Genomic DNA, 20,330 nt, shown 5'->3' on the forward strand with positions numbered 1-20,330 from the left:
GCGACGATAGTCGCTACTATCGTCGCCTCCACCTCCCCGGTTTCGGAAGAGCCTTACCGCCCGAACCGCACGTCAAAGCGACCACGGTCGGTCCGGCCGTTCCCCTGGAGCCGTTCGACCCGCGTGCCTGATCGCTCCAAGGTCAGGCGACCATTCGCTCGCATCTCATTGATCGCGTCGAGGTCGATGCGCACGTCGCGCCCGTCTGCGCGCCACGTGCCGCGCAGCTGCACGGACTGACGTCGTCCCTCGAGGGCCGATCCACGCGCGCCCGTTGGCCTCCAGGCGTACGCGCATGCGATCGAACGCGAGGTCGGGACCCACGTCCTGACGCAGTCGACCATTGCCGCGATCGTTGGACTCGAACGACCCGAACCATCCGTTGCGATCGTCACGATCGTCGCGGTCCCGCCGGCCATCACGCCCACGGCGATCGTCGGCGCGGTCGCGCTCGTCGCGATTGCGCGGGTCGCTCCACCCAAAGCCGCGGTCCTCAGCGATCTCGGCGCGGAACGTACCATCTGTGGTCCGCCCCTCGAGGACGAGGCGCTCCGGCGTGTCATGGCTGCGCGTACTGCAGCGTGCCACGTCCCGAGGCGCGGCGACCAAACGCCTGGGTCCAGGTCGATGCGCTCAACGTTGCCGCGCCCACCCCGGTCCCAACGACCACGCACCAGGTAGCGCTCGTTGCGAACAAACAGGGTGACGGCAAACTCACCATTGTCGCGCACCGTCATCCGCACCTCGCGCATGGGGAGGCGCCCGAACCGGGCATTGTTGCCATCGAACCACCCATCGCCACGCAGCGTGTAGTTCCGCTCGCCCGCGAACGCGACCGTCGCGGGGACGATGCCTAACAGGGCCACATACATCGCTCGATACATGAGATCCTCCCGTGTTCCCGGGTTCCATGGCGTTCATCGCCACGTGGTACACCCCCTCCCTCGAACGAAGTGTGCCAGCGCGACTGCCCCACCACATACGCAGGTTTGTCCGTCGCAGGGGTCAGGGACCTGTCCCATGGGCGATACGATTGACCGCGAATGTGGACGAAGAGCCTTTCGCAATTCGCGGGCTGGTTGTACCTTCTGGGCCAGTGAACGCAGGTGGTTCACTGCAGTTCTGATGCGGCACCAGGATCTCCGGGGATTCTGGTGCCGTATCATTTCCCCCCCTGAAAGATCCGCCCGCGCGACTATCGCTCGACGGCGCGGCGCGGCGGGAGAATGGCTGGGCCTTCAGCCACGGGAACGCCGCCCGCATGGCGCGGCATGCGGCTCATCAGGGCCTGCACGATGCGCATCGCCGCGAAGCCATCACCAAAGGGTTGCTCGCCGTCGCGCATGCGCGCGAGTTCGCGATCGTCATCCAGCAGTCGCGTCGCCGCCTCGACGACCCGCAACGTCTCGGTGCCAATGACGCGGGCGAACCCGGCGTCCACGGCCTCGGGGCGGTCGGTGCTTGCGCAGCACGAGGACGGATGGGCGATCGCCACATTCTCCTCAACGACCGTCCCGGAATCGGTGAGGGTGAACTGGGCGCGGCGCAGCAACTCGACCATGTCCCCGTACTGCAGGGGGTCCACCAGGTCGATGCGGGGAATCCCCTCCAGCTCCTCGCGCACCACGTCCCGCACGCGGGGATTGAGGTGGACGGGAAAGACCACGTGCAGGTCCCCATGCATCGTCACCAGCTCAGCGAGTGCCGCGCACACATTGGCCAGCGGCTCGCCGAGGTTCTCGCGACGATGCATCGTGACGGCAATGACGCGCCGCTTGTGCCAGGGGATGAGGTTGAGGCGCGACTCATCGAACAGCTGCCGGCGCGGCGTGAGCCGCAGCGCATCGATGATCGTGTTCCCGGTGACGATGATCTGCCCGTCCGCCACTCCTCGCGGCGCAGGTTTTCCTTTGCGTGGGCCGTGGGAGCGAAATGCAGGTCCGCGATCACCGCGGCCATGCGCCGATTGAGTTCTTCGGGAAACGGGTTGCGCAGGTGCTGCGAGCGAACCCCCGCCTCGACGTGGGCCACGGGGATCCCGAGGTAGTGCGCCGCGAGCGAGGCGGCCAATACGGTCGAATTGTCGCCCTGCACCACGACCACATCGGGACGTCGTTCCGAGAAGACCGCGCTCATCGCCTGAAGCGCGTGCGGTGAAGTCCGCCAGCAGCCCACGCGGTGCGACGAGCCCCAGGTCCACCTGGGGGTGATCTCGAACGACTCCAGCGCCTGGGTCAACATCTCACGATGCGGTGCCGTCGTCACCACGGTCGTGGGACCGTCCGCCGATGCCGATCCAACTCGCGAATCACCGGTGCCAGCTTGATCGCCTGCGCACGTGTGCCGACGATCACACACACGCGGTAACGCGCCCCATCCGTGATCGCGGCGAGGTGCGTGGGGGTTTCGAAGGCGTCAGGCCGTCCCCGTGACTGGTCGGAAAGGCCGGCGAGTGGATCGAACAGCGGAATGTCCCTGCGTCTTGAGTCTCATTGCAGGGACGAATGTGTGCGGCCGGGGTAAGGCGGTGCGCGCGTGATCTCGCGCACCGTCGTACACGTCTGCGTACTACGCCGCCGCGGCCCAGTGCAGCGCGAACATCGCACCCTGCGGATCGGTGCACATCGCGATGCGTCCGCCGGGGATATCGGTCTCGACGAACACGTTGCCGCCGTGCGCCTTCACCCGCGCGACGGCTGCCCCGAGATCGGTCACGGTGACGTAGTGCGTCCACGACGGCGGCATGGCAATCGGTCCCGAGTCGCTCACCTGGTACATCCCGCCCATCATCTCGCCGTCGCGATTGAAGAACTGGTAGATGCCATTCGGCCCCATGTCCATCGAGTCACCTTTCGTCCACCCAAAGAGCTCGCCATAAAACGCCAGCGCCTTGTTGATATCGCGGGTCCCCAGCTCGAACCACGCGAAGTCACCGACGCCGGGCGCCTGGGCAGGCATTTCCTGGCTAGGCGTGAACGGGGCGAACATCGCGCCATCGGGATCGGCCATCACGGCAAACCGGCCCACCACGGGAATGTCCATCGGGCCGAAGAGCAACGAACCGCCGTGTGCCTTCGCCGTGGCAACCGTCGCGTCGACATCGGGGGTCGAGATGTAGCCGAGCCAGTGGGCCGGATCTTTGCTGCCCGGGGGCATCTGCATCACCCCGCTGTGGGCGGCCCCACTCCCCTTCCACATGTGGTACGCCGGTTGGGAGGGGTCGGGCTGCCAGCTCTCACTGTCCCACTCGCACACGGCCGCATAGAACGTCTTCGCCGCTTCGGCGTTGGGGGTATTGAGCTGGTGCCAGACAAAGCGGCCGCGCGAGGAGGGGGCAGTCATGAGGGGAGGTGAAGTGGGCGGGTAGAGTGCGGCGGGCCCGCTTCATTCGCCAGTGCGGGTGTGACGGAGCGAACGTCGGCGGGGCCGAATGTCCCCCGCAGGTGCCGTCGCCGTGTCCACGCGCGTGGAGCGAGAGCCCCCCGGCCGGGCGGCCCCGACCGTGCGATTCGCGGGGATTTGAACCTTGCCCCTGCTCCCGGTCCCGTACATGGTTCGGCGTCGACACCGCTACGTCCCCATAGCATGCCCTCTCTCCCGTCGCCCCCGAAGGATCCCGCGGCTACATCATCCCCATCGGGGACGCATTGGGGATTCCGACATCCTCGGTCGTTTTGTCGCCCTCTGCGGTGGCCGGGACGCGCGGATCGCCATCGTCCCCACCGCCTCGGCCGACAGCAACACCGGCAGGGGAGTACGAGGCCACCTTCAAGAAGCTGGCACGCGAGGCCAAGGCCCTCAACATCGAGCGCCGCTCCGACTGCGACGACAGCGACTACCTGCCGTGATCGACGCCGCCGACGGCGTCTTCCTCACCGGCGGCTCCCAGCCTGGCTCAGCACCACGCTCGGCGGGACGCCGATCGCCACCCACATCCGCCGCCGCAACGCCGCGGGACAGCATGTGGCGGGCACCTCGGCCGGGGCTGCCTTCCTCTCCGAGCACATGATCGGGTTCGGCGAGGAAGGCCCCACCCCGCGCGTCGGCATGGTGACCCTGGCCCCGGGCTGGGGCTGACCAATCGCGTCGTCATCGACCAGCACTTCCGTCAACGCGACCGATTGGGCCGCCTGTTGATGGCATCTCGCGCTCAACCCGTTCGCCATCGGGTTGGGGCTGGACGAGGACACCGCCGCGTTCATTGGCCCGGATAACGTCGTGGACATCCATGGGTCCGGTGCGATCACCTGCATCGATCCGTCCAAGGTCGAGTTCTCCGCGGCCGATCACACAGACCGCGGGCAGCCCGTGTCGCTGTTGGGGGTGCGGCTGCACATCCTGACGCACGGCGCCGCCTTCAACCTGCACACGCGCGAAGCGATGGCCCCGGGGCACGCGCGGGGTAGGGGCCCTGTGGCTGGTGCCACCGGATGGGCTCGTTCCGCGGGCGTTCGCGTGCATGCGTGTGAACGTTCACTGACCCCGCTGGCGGTTGCCGGTTCGACAACCAGCTTGCTCTGCGACGACTCAGTGACCCGAACTCTTCGTGATCTACACCTAGCGACGAGTCCAGATGACGAGCGTACCACAGGTCGCCCCGAGGCCTGCGTACGCCGGGGGAGTGTCCGCTGGTCCGGGGTACACCTCGATCGCCTCGATCAGGTCGACCGTGAAGTCGTCAACAGACGGCGGTTGCTGGAAATCTCCAGGGGCCCACCACCGAGCGCCGTCGACGACGAGCTGGGAATAGCAGGCGCCTGTTCGGATACTCCCGCGACCGCGAGTGCTCATGAGCACCGCCTTCCCCTGCGTTCCTGTCACACGGAATCCGCCGACGGTTCGCAGCAGGTCGCTCACTCGAGCGCGGCCGGAACGCACGATCTCGGCGCGCGTCATGAAGGTGCCGCCCGGGTTCAGCCGTCGACGAGATTCGAAGTCCGCGAAGGCGCCACTGCCGGACGTTCCCTCCACCTGGACGAGGGGGAGGCTGCTGGTGAGTGCGTCGAGGACGATGTCCTCGCCCGCTGCTCCACTGACGTTCACCATTCGCGGAGAAAAGCCGGGCTTCCTGATCAGGAGTCGCGGCACCACGCTCCGGGATGGCGCCAGGAGCCACGTGCCATCGTCGCTGGTCCGTACGCTGACCCCATTCGACGCGTCGATGACCTCCGCGTCGGGCAGGGGCTGCAGTGTCGTCCCGTTCCGCGCGAGAACGCGACCCCGAAGCGCGCCAACACGACCCAGGACGAGGTTGACGGTCGCTAGGCCGGTCGTACCGGCACCCATTGTGGTGTCGGCACGCAGCGACCGGCTGACCGCCGATACCGTTACGGGCGATAGTGAGGGCACATCACACAGCCAAGCCACACCAGCGCGATCGAGGGTGACCTGCAACGTGGAGTCCGCCGTGCGCGCCATGGCGCGATCGGGTTCTCGTCGCAACGCCTGCGCTTGCCACGACGCAGTGACTGCCGCAGTCGAATCGCCTGGCGAGGTCCCCGTGACTCGTATCAGGAGCGCACGGCGATCACGCCAAGCTGACGCGCCTGGGCAGACCCGTTCGAGCACCTGCGACATCCCTGGCACCGACCATTTCGTCTCGATGGCGCCTCCCCGGCTGATCACGATGTCATGTGAGGAGCGGTTCAAGCCGTACAGTTCGAGCACGGGATGTGTGATCGTCAGTTGGTACCTGCCCTCCATCGGCGATACCAGCGAGAAGCGACCCGCGCTGTCCGTCAGCGTCACCGGCCCCGCCCCTGTCAACGAGACCGAGGCTCCGCTCAATGGTCGTTGTGAGACACTATCGAACAGCGTCCCGGAGACCGTGCCGCCGTGCGGGCTGACCGCCGCATCGCGGAGCGCGATCCATCCACCCTCCTCCTGGTAGCCCACGACCGATTCCTGCTCCTCCGTGGTCAAGCGGCCCGCGCGCTCGGCGCGAGCTCGTGCGATGCGCGGAATCCGGAGGCTCCATTGTGCAACCGCCCACTCGCCGTTAGGCAGGACGAGAAAGGCGACGCGCCCCGTGGCCTCGCGTGGCACGCCGCTGCCCACATAGGTGAACGTCAGCGAACGCAGTTCCGACGACACGCTGGACACCAGCATCTCCCCTTGAATGTCGGGGACCGAACGACCAGGCCGCGGCGAGAACTGGAGGCAAGCAACCCGGCTCCGGCGCTCCCGGCCCGAAAGCAGTGCTCTTGCACGAAGGCGTCGGAGAGCAGCACGGCGGCGTCGGGCGCGAAGTACACCTGGCGCTCGTCTCGTGTCTGGACAAAGCCTGCCTGCATGACGGAGGTGACCGGGGCCGACGAGAACCCCGGGTCGTTGGTGGCTTCGCGCGAGGTCACGGAGTCCTGCAGGACGCGATCCTGCATATCCAGCGTCCGCACGTACCGCCACACCCGCAGCGCTGGCGCACTTCGCGCGCGGAAGGTCGAGGCAGTCAGCGCCTTGCGAACCTCGTTCCAGATCTGGGCCGCATCGGTGCCAGCGCCCATGGCGCCACACTGTGAACGTCCGGTGATCGTCACGGCGGAAAGTCGCTGGCGGGATGGGCCGAGTGACAGCGTGACCTCTTGAACCCCAACCGCGCTGGTGAGGGGACCAAGACGCGCAGCGGCCAGCCCTACCCGTTGACCCGTCAGTTCGATCGAACTGCCGATGTCAGTGCGAAGTCGCAGCCCCCCGACCTCATCGGTAAGGCCGTGCACCCGCACCGCTCCGTTTGCACTGATCACGGAGATGATCACCCCTGCGAGCGGCTGACCTGTCGCGGAGTCGACCGCCGTCACACGAAGCTCCTGCGCCACGAGCGGCCGCGACCACGCGACGCACAGGAATGCCGTGAGGGCCGCACATCGCTTGAGGGCGCGCACCGTTCCCTTGCAGGAGGGCGCACATCCGAGGACAAGTCCCTTCAGGCCAGCGCTCCACCGCCGGGCTCGTGCTGCGCGAGGGCGGCAGAGGAAGCCGACACCGTGGTTACGGTGCGCACCGGCTTCCAGGCTTCGTCCGCGCGTCCCCGTCATTGTGCCCTCCCTGCGTCTCCTTTGACGATCGGGCATCTTCACAATTGTGTCAAATACAAGAAAGGCGGCCGCGTGGATAGCCAGACGTATGCCCTTTCTACCTTTTAGGTATTCAGAGCTGCACGGTGGGTGGGGCCTGAAGAGATTGTCTGCTGCCGGCGGGGGCGCCCGCTCGCACCGACGGCGGCGCCCCGACGAGCGGGATCCTGCGCCGTCGACCGTCGGGCGGATTTCAGCTGCGCCGGCGGGGTCGCACCCTGCCCGGCGTCTTCCGCCGCGAGGGTTTGGAGGCAGTTTCCCCGGATTCCTCGTCCCTCCCCATGCGCATCCTCGATCGCCGCGTCTTCGTCGGACCCTCTGTCTACGCGCACTTCCCGGTCATCCGCCTGAAGTCGACCTGGGCGAACTGGAACAGTGGCCCACCGCGCGCCTGGGACCCGCCTTCGTTGATGCGCTGATCGAGCGACTCCCGGGGCTCACGGAGCACGGCTGTTCATACGGCGTCCCCGGTGGCTTCATCCGCCGGATGCGCGAGGACGAGGGCACCTGGCTCGGCCACGTCCTGGAACATGTGGCCATTGAGCTGCAGAACATGACGGGCGAGGACGTCACCTTCGGCAAGACGCGCGAGATCGATGGGCGCCCGGGCGTGTACGACGTGGTCTTCGAGTATGAGCAGGCCGAGGTGGGGAACGAGGCCGCGGACCTCGCGTTATCGCTGCTGCATTCGTTGATGCCGGCGCGTTGCGACCGGGCGACCATCCGGCCGACTGGTCATGGGAGACAGCACGCGACGAGTTCATCCGGTACGCGCAGCGACGGGCGCTGGGTCCATCGACGGCGTCGCTGGTGCGCGAGGCGCAACGGCGCGGCATCCCGTGGCTGCGGCTCAACCAGTTCTCGCTCGTCCAGCTCGGCTACGGCCGCCACCAGAAGCGCCTGCAGGCCACCGTCACCTCCAGCACGCCACACATCGCCGTTGAGCTGGCGAGCGACAAGGAAGAGACCAACAAGATCCTCGGGATGCTGGGACTCCCCGTGCCGCAGCAGCGCCTGGTCCAGTCCGTGGACGGGGCCGTGCAGGCCGCACGGCGCATCGGCTTCCCGGTGGTGGTGAAGCCCTACAACGCCAATCACGGCCGCGGCGTCTCGATTCGCCTGATGGACGACGACAGTGTACGGGTCGCGTTCGACAAGGCGAAGGAGCACTCGCGTTCGGTCCTCGTGGAGAGCTTCATCACGGGCGCCGACCACCGCATGCTCGTGATCAACGGTGAGCTGGTGGCCGCGTCACGCCGCGAGCCCGGGCACGTGGTGGGCGACGGCGCGCACACGATCGAGCAACTCGTCGCCATCGTGAACCAGGACCCACGCCGCGGCATTGGCCACGAGAAGGTGCTCACGCGCATCGAGCTCGACCACGAGGCCAATCGCCTCATGGAGACGAAGGGCTACAACAAGGACACCGTCCCGCCGGCGGGCGAGAAGGTCTACCTGCGCCTCACCGCGAACCTCTCCACGGGCGGCACCGCATCGGACGTGACCGACGTCGTCCATCCCGACAACGTTGAGATGGCGGTGCGGGCCATCAAGGCGATCGGCCTCGACGTCGGCGGCGTGGACTTCCTCACCACCGACATCACGCAGTCGTACAAGGACATCGGCGGCGCCATTTGTGAAGTCAACGCGGCTCCCGGGTACCGCATGCACATGGCCCCCAGCGACGGCAAGCCGCGCGATGTCGCGGGTCGCACGATCGACATGCTCTTCCCGGCCGGCAGCCCGAGCTGGATCCCGATCGCCGCCGTCACCGGCACCAACGGCAAGACCACCACGGCACGCATGCTCGCCCACATCCACAAGATGTGCGGCAAGACGGTGGGGCTGACCTCCACGGATGGTGTGTACATCAACGGCCAGCGCACCGTGGCGGGCGACATGACGGGCCCCGTCTCCGCGCGCATGGTCCTCTCCGACCCCTCGGTCGACGTGGCGGTGCTGGAAGTCGCGCGCGGCGGCCTCCTGCGCGCCGGGCTCGGCGTGCGACATGTGGACGTGGGTGCGGTCCTCAACGTGCAGAGCGACCACCTCGGGATGCGTGGGGTCAACACGCTGGACGACCTGGCTGAGGTGAAGCGCATCATCGCCGAGGTTGCGCGCGACACCGTGGTCCTCAACGCAGATGATCCGCGCGTCCTGCGGATGGCCGCGTACACGGATGCGAAGAACCTGTGCTACGTGACCCTCAACCCGGAGCACCAGCTGGTGCGCGAGCATATCCGCGCCGGTGGCCGGGCGATTGCGCTCGAGGGGGGGATCAACGGGCAGATGATGACGATCTACGACAAGGGGGCCCACATCCCGTTGTTGTGGACGCACCTCGTCCCCGCGACGATGGAAGGCAAGGCGACCTTCAACGTGCAGAACGCGATGTTCGCCGCCGCGATGGCCTACAGCATGGGGCTCAAGCTGGAGGACATTCGCAACGGGCTGCGGACGTTTCACACGACGTTTTACCAGGCCCCCGGTCGGCTCAATGTGTTCGATGAGCACCCGTTCAAGGTCATCATGGACTACGGGCACAATGCCGCCGCCGTGGACGCCGTGTGCCAGCTGGTGGCACGGCTCGAGTGCAAGGGCCGGCGCATTTGTGTGGTGGCCGGTCCCGGCGACCGGCGCGATGAGGACCTGGACGAGATCGGTCAGGCCGCCGCGCGCGCGAACTTTGATCATTACATCTGCCGCCGCGACGACGACCTCCGCGGCCGCGGCGAGATGGACGTACCGCACCGCATCCGCGATGCGATGCTCGCCGCCGGAGTCCCCGCCAACCGGGTCCAGGTAATCCCCGACGAGCAGGAAGCGATGCAGGCCGGGCTGGAGATGGCGCAGCGCGGGGACATCCTGCTGCTCTTCGCCGATGCCCTGGCGCGCGGGTGGAAGCAGGTCGTGCACTTCCGGAGCGAAGGCGCGACGGAATCGCTGCACGTGACCGGTTCACATCGGGTCCCGGTGGCCGGTGATGATGCGGCGATCCGGGCAAGTGCCGCTACGTTGGGTGAGGAGGTGTCGCTGGTGCGCGATGAGCGTGGCGTGCGGTTGGCGAAAGAGAGCGACGACTAGTCCCGCGGCCCCGCGCCCCGCCACCATCAACCAGCACCACGCAGCCGCTTGCTCTCCGCACTCATCGATTCCCGCCGCCTCATGGGCCCGAACCTCTACCATGCCCTCCCCGGCGCGGTACTCGAGGTCGCGGTGGAATCGGCGCACGCGGCGGAGCTGGCACGACGGTGGTCCGTGACCGCTCGACGCCTGCTGGATGCGCTGGGATGGCATGGCGAGTCGGTCGTGACGCGCGAGTGGCCCGGCGGCCTCGGCTTGTTTGTCACCGCGCCGGTCGACGGCCTCCTCGCCGCCACCGAGGTCACCGAACAGGCCCTCGCCCTGGTCGAGCTCGGTGAGGCGTTGCCAGACGACGACCTCGTCGCGCGCCTGCGCGTGCACATCCAGCACGAACGACGTCCCGCCTTCGCCTCCCTGGCCCACGCCGCACACGACCATGGGATGGCCTTCAGCTTCGACGACGACCAGGCCGGGGTTGGCGTCGGGACCGGGGCTCACGTCTGGCCACTCACCACGCTCCCCACCGCCACTGACGTCGATTGGGGCACCGTGCACGGCGTGCCCACCGCGCTCGTCACCGGCTCCAACGGCAAGACCACGACCACGCGATTGATCGCGGCCATGTGCCGAGCGGCCGGTTGGGTGACCGGCCACACCTGCACCGATGGCGTCTGGATCGGCGACACGCAGGTGGAGGAGGGAGACTGGTCAGGACCGGCCGGCGCACGACGGGTCGCGTGGGATTCCCGCGTGCAGGCGGCGGTCCTCGAGACGGCGCGGGGCGGGATGCTCCGGCGCGGACTCGGCGTGAACGTGGCCGATGTCGCCGTCGTCACGCGGATCGCCGCCGACCATTTTGGGGAATACGGCATTCACGACGTGACATCGTTAGGCGAGGCGAAGCTGGTCGTCCGGCGCGCCCTGCGCCCTAGCGCCCCGCTCGTCCTCAACGCCGACGACGACACCCTCGTCGCGTTGTCGCGTGCACTGGACGGCCCCACCTGGTGGTTCTCCCTCGACGCCGAAAGCCCGGTCATCCGCCAGGCGACCCTCGCCGGCGCCGCGGTGGCAACAGTGATCGGCGATCACCTCGCCCTCGTGTCTGCCGGCGCCATCGTGCTGCAGGTGCCGGTGGGTGACATCCCGATCCTGCTTGGCGGCAAGGCGCGGCACAACACCGCCAATGCGCTCGCCGCCATCCTGGCCGCGCATGCACTCGGCGCCCCGCTCGCGGCCATCGAGCAGACGTTGCGGACATTTGGGGGATCGCCCATGGACAACCCCGGGCGTCTGCAGCTACGGCAGGTGCGCGGGGCCACCGTCATCGTGGACTTCGTGCACAACCCCGACGGATGGCGCGCCATGCTCGACCTCGCCCGGCAGCTGCGGACCACGGGACGCCTGATCGTCACCCTGGGGCAGGCGGGCGATCGCAACGATGCTGACCTCGATGAGATGGCCCAGGTCGTCTGGGAGGCACGACCGGATCGCATCATCCTCAAGGAGATGGAGTCGTACCTGCGCGGCCGGCCCTACGGTCAGGTGTCCGAGCGCCTGTGGGACGCGTTGCGGGCGGCGGGAGCCCCGGACGAGCGCCTGTCCCTGACCCCGGACGAGGTGACCGCCTCGCGGGACGCACTCGCTGCCGCTGAACCGGGCGACGTCGTCATCATTGCGACCCATGCCTCAGGCGACGAGGTCCTGGCCCTCGTCGACGCCGCCGCCACCACCGCCGCCTAACGACGCCGCGCCTTGCGCGCCTGTTCCTCGAGGGCCGCGCGCTGCACCGCACGCTGTTGCGTATCCCACCCCCACCACTCCAGGTGCGCTGCCAGCACGGGCAACGGCACCGGACCGACCGTCAACAACTCCTGGTGCCACAGCGCCTCGTTGAACTCCTTGCCGAGGAGACGCTGCATCCACGTCCGCATCGCGGCGAACTCGCGCGCCCCCATGGCGGCGGCGCCCGCCGAGCCCGGTGACTGGACCACGCGCGCCACGAACATCGAGTCCAGTTCGGCGGTGGTGGCCGTGCTGAACGGCCGCAGCGTGGACAGCGCCTGTGCGCGCGACCAGCCGAAGTAGTGGATTCCGGTGTCCACCACCAGCCAGGCCGCGTTCAGCCCCTCGTGCATCAGTTGACCCCAGGTGGCCAGCGGATCGCGATAGAACCCCAGTTCCCCGGCGATCGACGACGCATACTCGGCCCACCCCGCCGTCGTCGTGCGCGAGGCGTGCAGCAGGACCACCGGGTTCAGGATTCCTCCCGAATACGAGACCGCAGCGGCCAGGGAGCGACCCGGCCATCCCCACGCGAAGGCACGCCCCGGCCCTTCAAGCTGCGCCGTGGTTGTCCCCCACCAGGGCGTGACCACCAGCTCGGTCGCGGAGTAGAGGAACTCCGGCGGTCGCACGATTCCCTCGGGGTACAACAGCGCCTCCAGCGGCGTCGCGACCCGGACAGTGGGCAAGCTGTCGGGCATCCCCAGCACCCGCGTCCGCAGGGTGTCCGCAGCCGCCTTGAGCTGTGCGGCGACGCTGGTGGCCACCGCCGCAGGCTGGCGCGGAGCGACGGCGGATAGCGCGCGCAGGGAGTCCAGGCGAAGCGGGCCCGTGCGTGACAGGCGCGGTTGGACGGCGCGCAGCAGTGAGTCGATGCGTCGCAGCTGGCTCAGCGCGGCCTGGTGTGCTTCCTCCGGCTCGACCTCGAGCCCCAGCCGTCGACGGAGGAGGTAGCGATACGCCTCCTTGCCGCCGGGATACTGCCACAACCCCGGTCGCTCTGTCGCGTGCTGCCGGTAGCTGCCGAGGTAGGTGACCAGGCTGTCCAGCGACGGGATCAACCGTTCGCGAATCCCCTCGCTCTCCTGGACCCGAAAGGCCACCACCAGCCCTGTGTCCATCGACACGAGGCGCGACGGGGTAACCTGCAACGCATCATTGGTGACCAGGCCGCGAAGCGCCTTCAGCCATCGGATGAAGTCATCCACCGCCTCGCGGTTCGCCGTGATCCCCTGCTCCCGCCAGGTCTGCAGGACCCCGGTCGCATCCGACATCCACAGGGCGACGCCGTCGATGAGGAAGAGGTAGCGGTCGAGGTCGCCGGCGGATGTAAACGGGTGGTCCAGCAGGATCTCGATCCCTTCGCGCAGCGACGACTCCGACGACGAGATCATGGAAAAGTCGGGCAGCCCGATCGACGCCCCCTCGGCCTGCAGGTCGAGCTCCCATCGCAGCGTTTGCAGCGATGCATACTCACGTGGAGAGAGCGCGTCCGCATCGACCCGGTCGAGCGCCTGGGTCAGGCGGCGGGACACGAAGCGCGTGCGTTCATCGTCGCTCGTCGCCAGGGTCGGGGAGAGGATCGCGTCGACCCGCTGGCCAACCGCTGCCGCAAAGCGGGGCCGACGTGGGATCATCTCGCGCCAGTAGGTGGTCAGGACCTTGGAGAAGTCCTCCCGCGCTTCGGCGCTGTCAGCTGGTGTGGGCGGCGGGGCAACGTACGGCTGCAGGCAGCCGGTCCCGGACACGACGATGGCCGCCACCACCACCCACGTGACCAGGACTCCCGCAACACCCGCTCGACGGGGACTCCGGGGGGCCAGGCGGGTAGTCACGACGGCATTCGTGGTGGGGGTCACGGCGCGGCAAGCTACCGACCGTGACTTGTATGGCAAATCAGCCAAATTGATCCCATGTCTACCTCCTTCGCCCGCCCGCTGGGCCTGCTGACCTGTTGGACCCTTCTTACCGGCTGCGGGACCTCCGGCCAGTCCGGGACGACGCCAACGCCACCGGGCCCGGGGGACGTGGCGCTCAACGTGGCCACCGTCGCTGGTGGCTTTGACACCATCTGGGAGCTGGCCTGGGGGCCGGACAACCAGATCTGGGTCACCGAGCGTGGCGGAACGATCTCGCGCGTGAACCCGACCACCGGTGCGATCAGCCGCGTCGGGACGCTGCCGGTGAACGAGGTCGGCGAGGGGGGGTTGATGGGGCTCGCCTTCCACCCGGACTACGCGAGCGGCTCCCCGTTCATCTACGTGGCGCACACCTACAGCGCCGGAAATGCGGTGCGCAACCGCGTCCTCCGGGTGGCGATCACCAACGGCACCCTCGGGGCGGTGACGCCGATCCTCGAGGACGTGCCGGGCAGCTCGGTCCACAACGGATCACGGATCGTGGTGGGGCCCGATCGGCTCCTGTACGTGAGCTTTGGGGACGCGGCCAATACCGCGCTCCCGCAGAATGCCGCCTCGCTCGCAGGGAAGATCCTGCGCCTCACCCTGGACGGGCAGGCGGCGCCTGGGAACACGCTCGGCGGTCGCGTCTACACGCTGGGCCATCGCAATCCGCAGGGGCTCGTCTTCGCGCGTGGCACGTTGTACTCCACGGAACACGGCCCGGGCGACAACGACGAACTCAACCGGATCGAGGCGGGCCGCAACTACGGCTGGCCGGATGTGCGCGGGGCCTGTGACGGCGATGCGGGCCAGGCCGAACTCTCGTTTTGCACCGCCAACAACGTCGTCGAGCCACTCGCCAAGTGGACCCCGACCATCGCTCCCTCGGGTCTCGACTTCTACGACAACGCGCGCATTCCCCTGTGGCGTGGGTCGCTGCTCTTCACCTCGCTCAAGGGGAGCACGTTGTATCGCGCGCCACTCTCCACCGACGGCCGCAGCGTCGGCACCATGGAAAAGTTGTATGCCGACCAGTTCGGTCGACTGCGCGACGTGTTGGTCGCCCCCGACGGGGCCGTTTACCTGGCGACGAGCAACAAGGATGGCCGGGGAAGTCCGCAGGCGCAGGATGACCGGATCATCCGCCTCGCTCCGCAGTAGGGTGCACGCGGACCCTTCACGCCACGGCGTGTCTCGGTACCAGCCGGGACTCCGCGTGGTGCAAGTGTGGGCGAACTGATCCACGGCGCCCACAGATGATCGAACATGTCGCCGCCGCCTTCGGCGTCCTCGCCGTTTACCTGAGCGCGAAGGAGAAGCTCCTCAGCTGGCCCACGGCGCTGGTGAACGTGGGATTGTACGCGATCGTCTTTCGCGACCAGCGCCTGTACGCCGACATGGGGCTGCAGGTGGTGTACTTCGTCCTTTCCCTGTACGGGTGGTACGAGTGGCGCTTTGGTGGCGCGCAGCGCACCCCGCTCCCCGTGACGCGACTCTCCGCCCGGCTTGGGGTCACCCTGCTCGCGCTCAACCTTGTCGCGTGGGTGAGCCTCGCGAGCTGGCTGGATCGTTCAACCGACGCCGCCCTCCCCTGGCTCGATGCGCTGCTCTCCACGACGTCGTTGTGCGCGCAGTTCCTCATGACCCGCAAGGTGCTGGAGAACTGGCTCGTCTGGATCGCCCTCGACCTCGTGTACGTCCCAATGTTCCTGTCGCGCGGCATGGTCACGACCGCGGTGTTGTACGCGGTGTTCCTCGTCCTGGCGGTCCTGGGCTGGCGCAGCTGGCGGGCGTCGTGGCATTCTCCCGGCGCTCCCCAACCATCCTGAACATGGCACGACACCGCACCGTGGCCCGTCTGCAGGACATCCCCAACGTCGGGCCCGCCACGGAGAAGGATTTCCATCAACTCGGCATTACCGCGCCGGCGCAGCTCATCGGGCGAGACCCATACGCCCTCTACGACGCCTTGTGCGAGCGCACGGGGATCGTGCACGATCCCTGCGTGTACGACGTCCTCATTAGCGCAGTGCGCTACATGGAGGGCGCTCCGGCCCGCCCCTGGTGGCACTACACCGCGGAGCGTAAGCGCACCCTCGCCCGGCGCGCATGAAGCGCATCGTGGTGACCGGCTCCGAGTGCACGGGCAAGTCGACGCTCGCGCGGCAACTCGCCACCTGGCTCAAGGTGCCAAGTCTCACTGAGGCCTCCCGCGCCGTGGCCGAAGCGGTGGCGCGCCCCCTGACCGCCGACGATGTGGGCACCATCGCCAGCCGCCACATGGCACAGGAAGACGCCCTGGTCCACCGCGCGCGCCCCGCCCTGGTGGTACTGGACACCGACCTCGTGAGCACGGTCGTCTACGCGCGTCACTACTACGGCGCGTGCGAGGCGTGGATCACCGAGGAGGCGTCGGCGCGACGCGCAGACCTCTACCTGTTGTGCGCGCCCGACCTGCCCTGGGAGGCCGATGGCGTGCGTGACCGGCCCACCGCGCGAGCCGAATTGCATGCCGCGTTTGGGGCGCAGCTGCGCGCGATGGGCGCGCGCGTACTCCCGGTCGACGGACGAGGGCCGTTGCGCCTTCAGCGCGCCATCGCGTCGGTGCGCGGCTGGCGGGCTGCAGTATCAGCTTAGGGGCTGCCCCCATCGACCGGTGAAGGCGCTGGGGGCGTGGGATCGGCCGGCTCCGGCAGGGGATCAAGCGGTTCCGGCATGGAAACCAGCCGCGTGATCCGGTAGCTCCACGCCACCCCAAGCAGGAACGCCCCGGTCAGCAGGTACGACGCCACCCGCCACCCGATCGCCAGGCTCGTCGCCTGGGTCAATGAGGTGAGAGCGGCAAACAAGGAGAGTCCCAGCCCAACCTGGCGCAGCATCGGCAGCGCACGTGCCCGACCAATGAAAATCGATCCCACACCGCTCACGGCATACCATGCCACCAGCAGGAACCCACTCACGTCCGGCGAGACGGCACGCGCGAGTTCCTGGCGCACCCAGAAAAACGCGACGACCCAACCGGCGACGCGGATCACGCTGCGGGGCAGGTCCTGCGCGAACACACTCCCCGGTCGCACCGAACGCGCGGTGTGCCACGACAGCAACACCCAAGCGGCACTCAGTGCCGCCGCCGCCACCGAGGCCTGCGTAAGGAAGGGGGTGTACGCGTACCGCTCACGCCCCTGCAGCATCTGGAACGCCTCCGCGGTGGCCGCCGCCATCCATAGGGCGCCGGCCAGGCCGATGCCTGGCTCTCGCAGGCGCTGCGTCATGAGCGCACTGGCCACGCCGAAGACCGCGATCCCGAAGCACAGCACCAGCTGTTGACCGTCGGCCGCCAAGGGAATGGCCAGCCCCAGTTGGATCGTCGACGTGAACGCCCACGTCCCGCGCTCACCACCGAGGTCCTTCCAGGCGGCCCACGCCGACAGCCCGGCGAACGCCACGGCGACCAGGGCGCCCATCCAGCTCGTCACGTCCCCCAGGGTGCCTAACGCGAGTGCCGTCGCCCCAAGCGGCAGCACCAGGGCGCCGAGGACGGCCCCACGCACCCCACGGCGATCACGATCGCCGGCGGCCATCGCCGCGAGCGCCAGCCCCACGGCAAAGACCAGTTGCGGGTCGTCGTTCGCCGGACTGTCTGCCACCGCGACGAGCACCACCAGCGCGGTGAGCAGCGCCGGCCACACCACGGCAGCCCGCTTCCTCCCATCGAGCAGCACGATCGACAGGGCGCCCAGTCCCAGCGAGAACGCCCCCGGCGCGTTCACCACCGCCCAGCGCATGCTCCCATCCACCATCGTCTCCGACACGGCGGCGTACCACACGATCGCGGCCGACGCCACCCACGGCGCCTTCGTCCATGAGCGCTGCCCCAACGACGCGATGCCGGCCATCAGCACGATGAAGCCGTACGTCAGGAGCATCACGGCGTTCCCGCCACCCGACGACGTCACAAACGGGGCGAGCAGCGCACCCCCAAACCCGACGTTGAACAGCGCCTGGTCGTCCTCGTGCCACGCCAATCCCGCCAGCGCCGTGGAGGCCAGCGCCGCCAGGCCAAGCACCCAACCGGTCCCGATCAGCTGAAGACGTGGTCCCGCCCCCCAGGCCACCACGTGCACCACCGCCAGGGACAGCGCGAGCAAGGCATTGCCGTACCGCGGGCTGTCGCCGCGCCGCACCCGCCACCCGATCCCGGCGAGCACCGCCGCGGCGACGAGGCCAAGCACCACGCGGACGGTCGGCCCGATGTACCCGTTGCGCACCGCCCATCCGAGCAACGCGCCGACCCCCATGAGGATCGTGAGCGTCGCCAACCCGATCGTCCCGTACCGACCCACCAGTTCCTCCAACCCCCGACGCTCTGCCCGGGGCTGCGGTGGGCGAGCCACTGTCGGCATCGGTGCCGCCGTCGCCGGTTGCGGGGTCCCCGCTGGAGGCACGGTGCCGAGCCTCCCCATCACCTCTTCCCAGGTCTTGGCCGGTCCCTGTGCCTGACCCGAAGGCGGGACATGAGGCTCCGACGCCGCCGACATCGCCGGCACCGGGCTCGGTGCGTCCCCCCGCATCGAACGGAGCGACGACTTCAGCTCGGCAAGCTCCGCCTCCAGGCGCTGGGCAGTCGCCTCGAGCGCCTCGAGCCTTGGATCGGGGGTGTCAGCCATGACGGCGGGTTGGGGGTCGTGTCAAAGTGACAGGTTCCGCGCAAGAAATGGAATCCCGCATCCCGATGATTCTGGTCCCCGATCGACTACTTTTCGGACAGTCTCCTACAAGGACATTTCGTGGCCAAGTCCAAGGTGCCGGCGCCGACCTCGTTTGAGTTCGAGGAAAACGGCATCACCTACACCTGCACGCGCGAAGGCCCGGACAAGTTCATGGCCGACGCGTGGTGGTGGTTCAGCGTTTCGTCGGCGGCAGACCGGCAGCGCTACGCACCGTTCCGCGCCGAGCCCGGGGACACCCCGGCCAGCGTTCGGCCGCGCATTGTGGCCTGGTACGCCGCCCTCCTGGAGAAGCGCGCCACTCCGACCACGCACTCGTGGGGCCAGGGCCGCCCGCCGGCGAACGCCGCCGCCAAGACCGAGAAGCCGGCGGAGCCGGAGGTCGAAGAGGTCGAGGAGTAGCGCGCACCGGGTCGTCCGCCACGAACGGGCGACCCACCCTCAGCCGGCCAGCTCGCCGCGCAGCTCCAGGCGCGCGCGATCGATCACGGCGCGTGTTTGCTCTTTCAGGGACGGCACGTCGTCGAGCGTCAAGCCGGTCACGTCGATCGGCTCCAGCACGCGGACCATCGCGCGGGATCGCTGGAACCGAAAGGTCCCCTTCGCCATCGCGTCGCGCGTCCCGGCCACGGCCATGGGCAGGATCGGCGTCCCCGTCTCCACCGCGAGCCGGAACGCCCCGTCCTTGAAGGGGAGCATCTCCCCGGAACGTGAGCGGGTTCCTTCCGGGAAGATCATCACACTCACCCGTTTACCCAGCCGATCGCGCGCGGCCGCCATCGCCTCCACGATGCTGGTACGCTCGCCGCGCCGCACCGCGATGTCGCCGGCCATGCGCATCATCCAGCCAAAACATGGGATGCGGAACATCGTTTCCTTGGACAACCACTTCATCTCCCACGGCAGGTGCGAGATGAGGAAGATGTCGGCGTACGACTCGTGGTTGGACACGGCGATGTAGGGACGTCGCGGGTCACGAATGAAGGTTCCCGAGGTGTCAAAATGCCACAGCGGGTTCAACTTCACGGACGCAACGCCAATCAGGCGAAAGAGCCGACCGGCGACATATCGGCCACGATCAAACGGCGCGGTCACGAAGAAGGTGATGCACATCAACGGCGTCCCCAGCAGCACGAGCGTCACCGTCTCGATCCACGCCCAGGCATTGAGTACGGAAGCCATCATGCGTGCGGAGCCCAGATCCGGTCGCCCGGCGTGTAGGGGACGCACGGGTCGAAGCGTCCGGGTGATTCCACGTACCGGAGCGCCTGCGTCATCCCGATTTCCGAGGTGAAGTACCCGGTGAGCGCCAGCTCCTTCACCATGCGGAACCAATGCGTCGGCGCGTCCGTCGCCTTGTCCTTCATCCACGCATGCTGCTCGGCATCGAGCGCCTCCAAGACCTTCGTTCGGAGTGATGGCTCCGCCGCCACGAAGGTCGTGCCACCGGCCGCGCGCACGGCCGCGTCCAGTGTTCCCAATCCCGTCCGAAAAATGGCCGCGTCTTCCAGCTTGTAGGTGTCACTGACCATCAGGGCCATGAACGCACCCGTCCGCGCCGCCTTGGCGCCCGGCGTGTCCGTGGCCGGGAGGATGGTCTCGGCGACTTCATCCAGGAGCGCGACATCATCCGCGCTGAACGCGCCGACCGCGCCGGCGGCAGGTCGCTCCTTGCCGCAGGCGGCAAGGAGCCCGCTGCTGCCCACCATGGCCGCGCCACCCAGCAGGGCCGCTACGCGCCGGATCGCCTCCCGGCGCTCCAT

At 68.3% G+C, this 20,330-nt stretch carries 17 protein-coding genes and 1 pseudogene; 8 read left to right on the forward strand and 10 right to left on the reverse strand.

What is annotated here, in order from left to right; genetic code table 11:
- Positions 1 to 53 precede the first annotated feature (53 nt).
- From IPK85_05800 to IPK85_05815, 4 genes are all read right to left on the reverse strand, one after another.
- Positions 54 to 884 (reverse strand): hypothetical protein, encoded by an 831-nt coding sequence (locus IPK85_05800; GenBank protein MBK8246897.1) that lies wholly within the window; start codon positions 882 to 884, stop codon positions 54 to 56.
- Between the two features lie 311 nt (positions 885 to 1,195).
- On the reverse strand, positions 1,196 to 1,753 hold the full coding sequence (locus IPK85_05805) for a UDP-N-acetylglucosamine 2-epimerase (protein MBK8246898.1): 558 nt from the start codon (positions 1,751 to 1,753) through the stop codon (positions 1,196 to 1,198).
- Positions 1,687 to 2,241 (reverse strand): UDP-N-acetylglucosamine 2-epimerase, encoded by a 555-nt coding sequence (locus IPK85_05810; GenBank protein ID MBK8246899.1) that lies wholly within the window; start codon positions 2,239 to 2,241, stop codon positions 1,687 to 1,689. The genes IPK85_05805 and IPK85_05810 overlap by 67 nt, the downstream gene beginning before the upstream one ends.
- 327 nt (positions 2,242 to 2,568) lie before the next feature.
- Complete coding sequence (locus IPK85_05815) at positions 2,569 to 3,342, reverse strand: VOC family protein (protein ID MBK8246900.1); 774 nt, start codon at positions 3,340 to 3,342, stop codon at positions 2,569 to 2,571.
- Positions 3,343 to 3,674: 332 nt separating this feature from the next.
- Here IPK85_05815 and IPK85_05820 point away from each other — a divergent pair, with 332 nt between their 5' ends.
- Positions 3,675 to 3,848, forward strand: coding sequence for a hypothetical protein (locus tag IPK85_05820; GenBank protein ID MBK8246901.1), 174 nt, complete (start codon positions 3,675 to 3,677; stop codon positions 3,846 to 3,848).
- Between the two features lie 709 nt (positions 3,849 to 4,557).
- Here IPK85_05820 and IPK85_05825 read toward each other — a convergent pair.
- Complete coding sequence (locus IPK85_05825) at positions 4,558 to 6,102, reverse strand: carboxypeptidase regulatory-like domain-containing protein (protein MBK8246902.1); 1,545 nt, start codon at positions 6,100 to 6,102, stop codon at positions 4,558 to 4,560.
- Positions 6,069 to 6,881, reverse strand: a complete 813-nt coding sequence (locus tag IPK85_05830) for a hypothetical protein (GenBank protein MBK8246903.1) — start codon at positions 6,879 to 6,881, stop codon at positions 6,069 to 6,071. The genes IPK85_05825 and IPK85_05830 overlap by 34 nt, the downstream gene beginning before the upstream one ends.
- Before the next feature lie 473 nt (positions 6,882 to 7,354).
- Here IPK85_05830 and cphA point away from each other — a divergent pair.
- Positions 7,355 to 10,157, forward strand: a pseudogene (cphA, locus tag IPK85_05835) (cyanophycin synthetase).
- Positions 10,158 to 10,238: 81 nt separating this feature from the next.
- Positions 10,239 to 11,897: a Mur ligase gene (locus IPK85_05840; protein ID MBK8246904.1), complete on the forward strand. Its 1,659-nt coding sequence runs from the start codon at positions 10,239 to 10,241 to the stop codon at positions 11,895 to 11,897.
- On the opposite strand, the gene IPK85_05845 is transcribed toward IPK85_05840, so the two are convergent.
- Complete coding sequence (locus IPK85_05845) at positions 11,894 to 13,798, reverse strand: DUF885 family protein (protein ID MBK8246905.1); 1,905 nt, start codon at positions 13,796 to 13,798, stop codon at positions 11,894 to 11,896. The two genes, IPK85_05840 and IPK85_05845, sit on opposite strands and share 4 nt — an antisense overlap.
- A gap of 54 nt (positions 13,799 to 13,852) precedes the next feature.
- Here IPK85_05845 and IPK85_05850 point away from each other — a divergent pair, with 54 nt between their 5' ends.
- The 4 genes from IPK85_05850 (at position 13,853) to IPK85_05865 (ending at position 16,477) form a co-directional block, all read left to right on the forward strand.
- Positions 13,853 to 15,001, forward strand: a complete 1,149-nt coding sequence (locus tag IPK85_05850) for a PQQ-dependent sugar dehydrogenase (protein MBK8246906.1) — start codon at positions 13,853 to 13,855, stop codon at positions 14,999 to 15,001.
- Positions 15,002 to 15,096: 95 nt separating this feature from the next.
- Positions 15,097 to 15,669, forward strand: a complete 573-nt coding sequence (locus IPK85_05855) for a nicotinamide mononucleotide transporter (protein ID MBK8246907.1) — start codon at positions 15,097 to 15,099, stop codon at positions 15,667 to 15,669.
- Positions 15,666 to 15,953: a helix-hairpin-helix domain-containing protein gene (locus tag IPK85_05860; GenBank protein ID MBK8246908.1), complete on the forward strand. Its 288-nt coding sequence runs from the start codon at positions 15,666 to 15,668 to the stop codon at positions 15,951 to 15,953. The genes IPK85_05855 and IPK85_05860 overlap by 4 nt, the downstream gene beginning before the upstream one ends.
- The gene (locus IPK85_05865; GenBank protein MBK8246909.1) at positions 15,950 to 16,477 is read left to right on the forward strand and encodes an ATP-binding protein; all 528 of its coding nucleotides are present in this window, start codon (positions 15,950 to 15,952) and stop codon (positions 16,475 to 16,477) included. Before IPK85_05860 ends, IPK85_05865 begins: the two co-directional genes overlap by 4 nt.
- Here IPK85_05865 and IPK85_05870 read toward each other — a convergent pair.
- Positions 16,474 to 18,507, reverse strand: coding sequence for a DUF2339 domain-containing protein (locus IPK85_05870; GenBank protein MBK8246910.1), 2,034 nt, complete (start codon positions 18,505 to 18,507; stop codon positions 16,474 to 16,476). The genes IPK85_05865 and IPK85_05870 overlap by 4 nt on opposite strands.
- A gap of 120 nt (positions 18,508 to 18,627) precedes the next feature.
- Between IPK85_05870 and IPK85_05875 the strand changes: the two genes are divergently transcribed.
- The gene (locus tag IPK85_05875; GenBank protein MBK8246911.1) at positions 18,628 to 18,969 is read left to right on the forward strand and encodes a hypothetical protein; all 342 of its coding nucleotides are present in this window, start codon (positions 18,628 to 18,630) and stop codon (positions 18,967 to 18,969) included.
- A 39-nt stretch (positions 18,970 to 19,008) separates the two neighbouring features.
- On the opposite strand, the gene IPK85_05880 is transcribed toward IPK85_05875, so the two are convergent.
- Both IPK85_05880 and IPK85_05885 read right to left on the reverse strand, forming a co-directional pair.
- Positions 19,009 to 19,752 (reverse strand): 1-acyl-sn-glycerol-3-phosphate acyltransferase, encoded by a 744-nt coding sequence (locus tag IPK85_05880; GenBank protein MBK8246912.1) that lies wholly within the window; start codon positions 19,750 to 19,752, stop codon positions 19,009 to 19,011.
- Positions 19,749 to 20,330 carry a gluconate 2-dehydrogenase subunit 3 family protein gene (locus IPK85_05885; GenBank protein ID MBK8246913.1) on the reverse strand — a complete coding sequence of 194 codons (582 nt, stop codon included), beginning with the start codon at positions 20,328 to 20,330 and terminating at the stop codon, positions 19,749 to 19,751. Before IPK85_05885 ends, IPK85_05880 begins: the two co-directional genes overlap by 4 nt.

Source organism: Gemmatimonadota bacterium (assembly GCA_016712265.1).
Taxonomy (GTDB): Bacteria; Gemmatimonadota; Gemmatimonadetes; order Gemmatimonadales; family Gemmatimonadaceae; genus RBC101.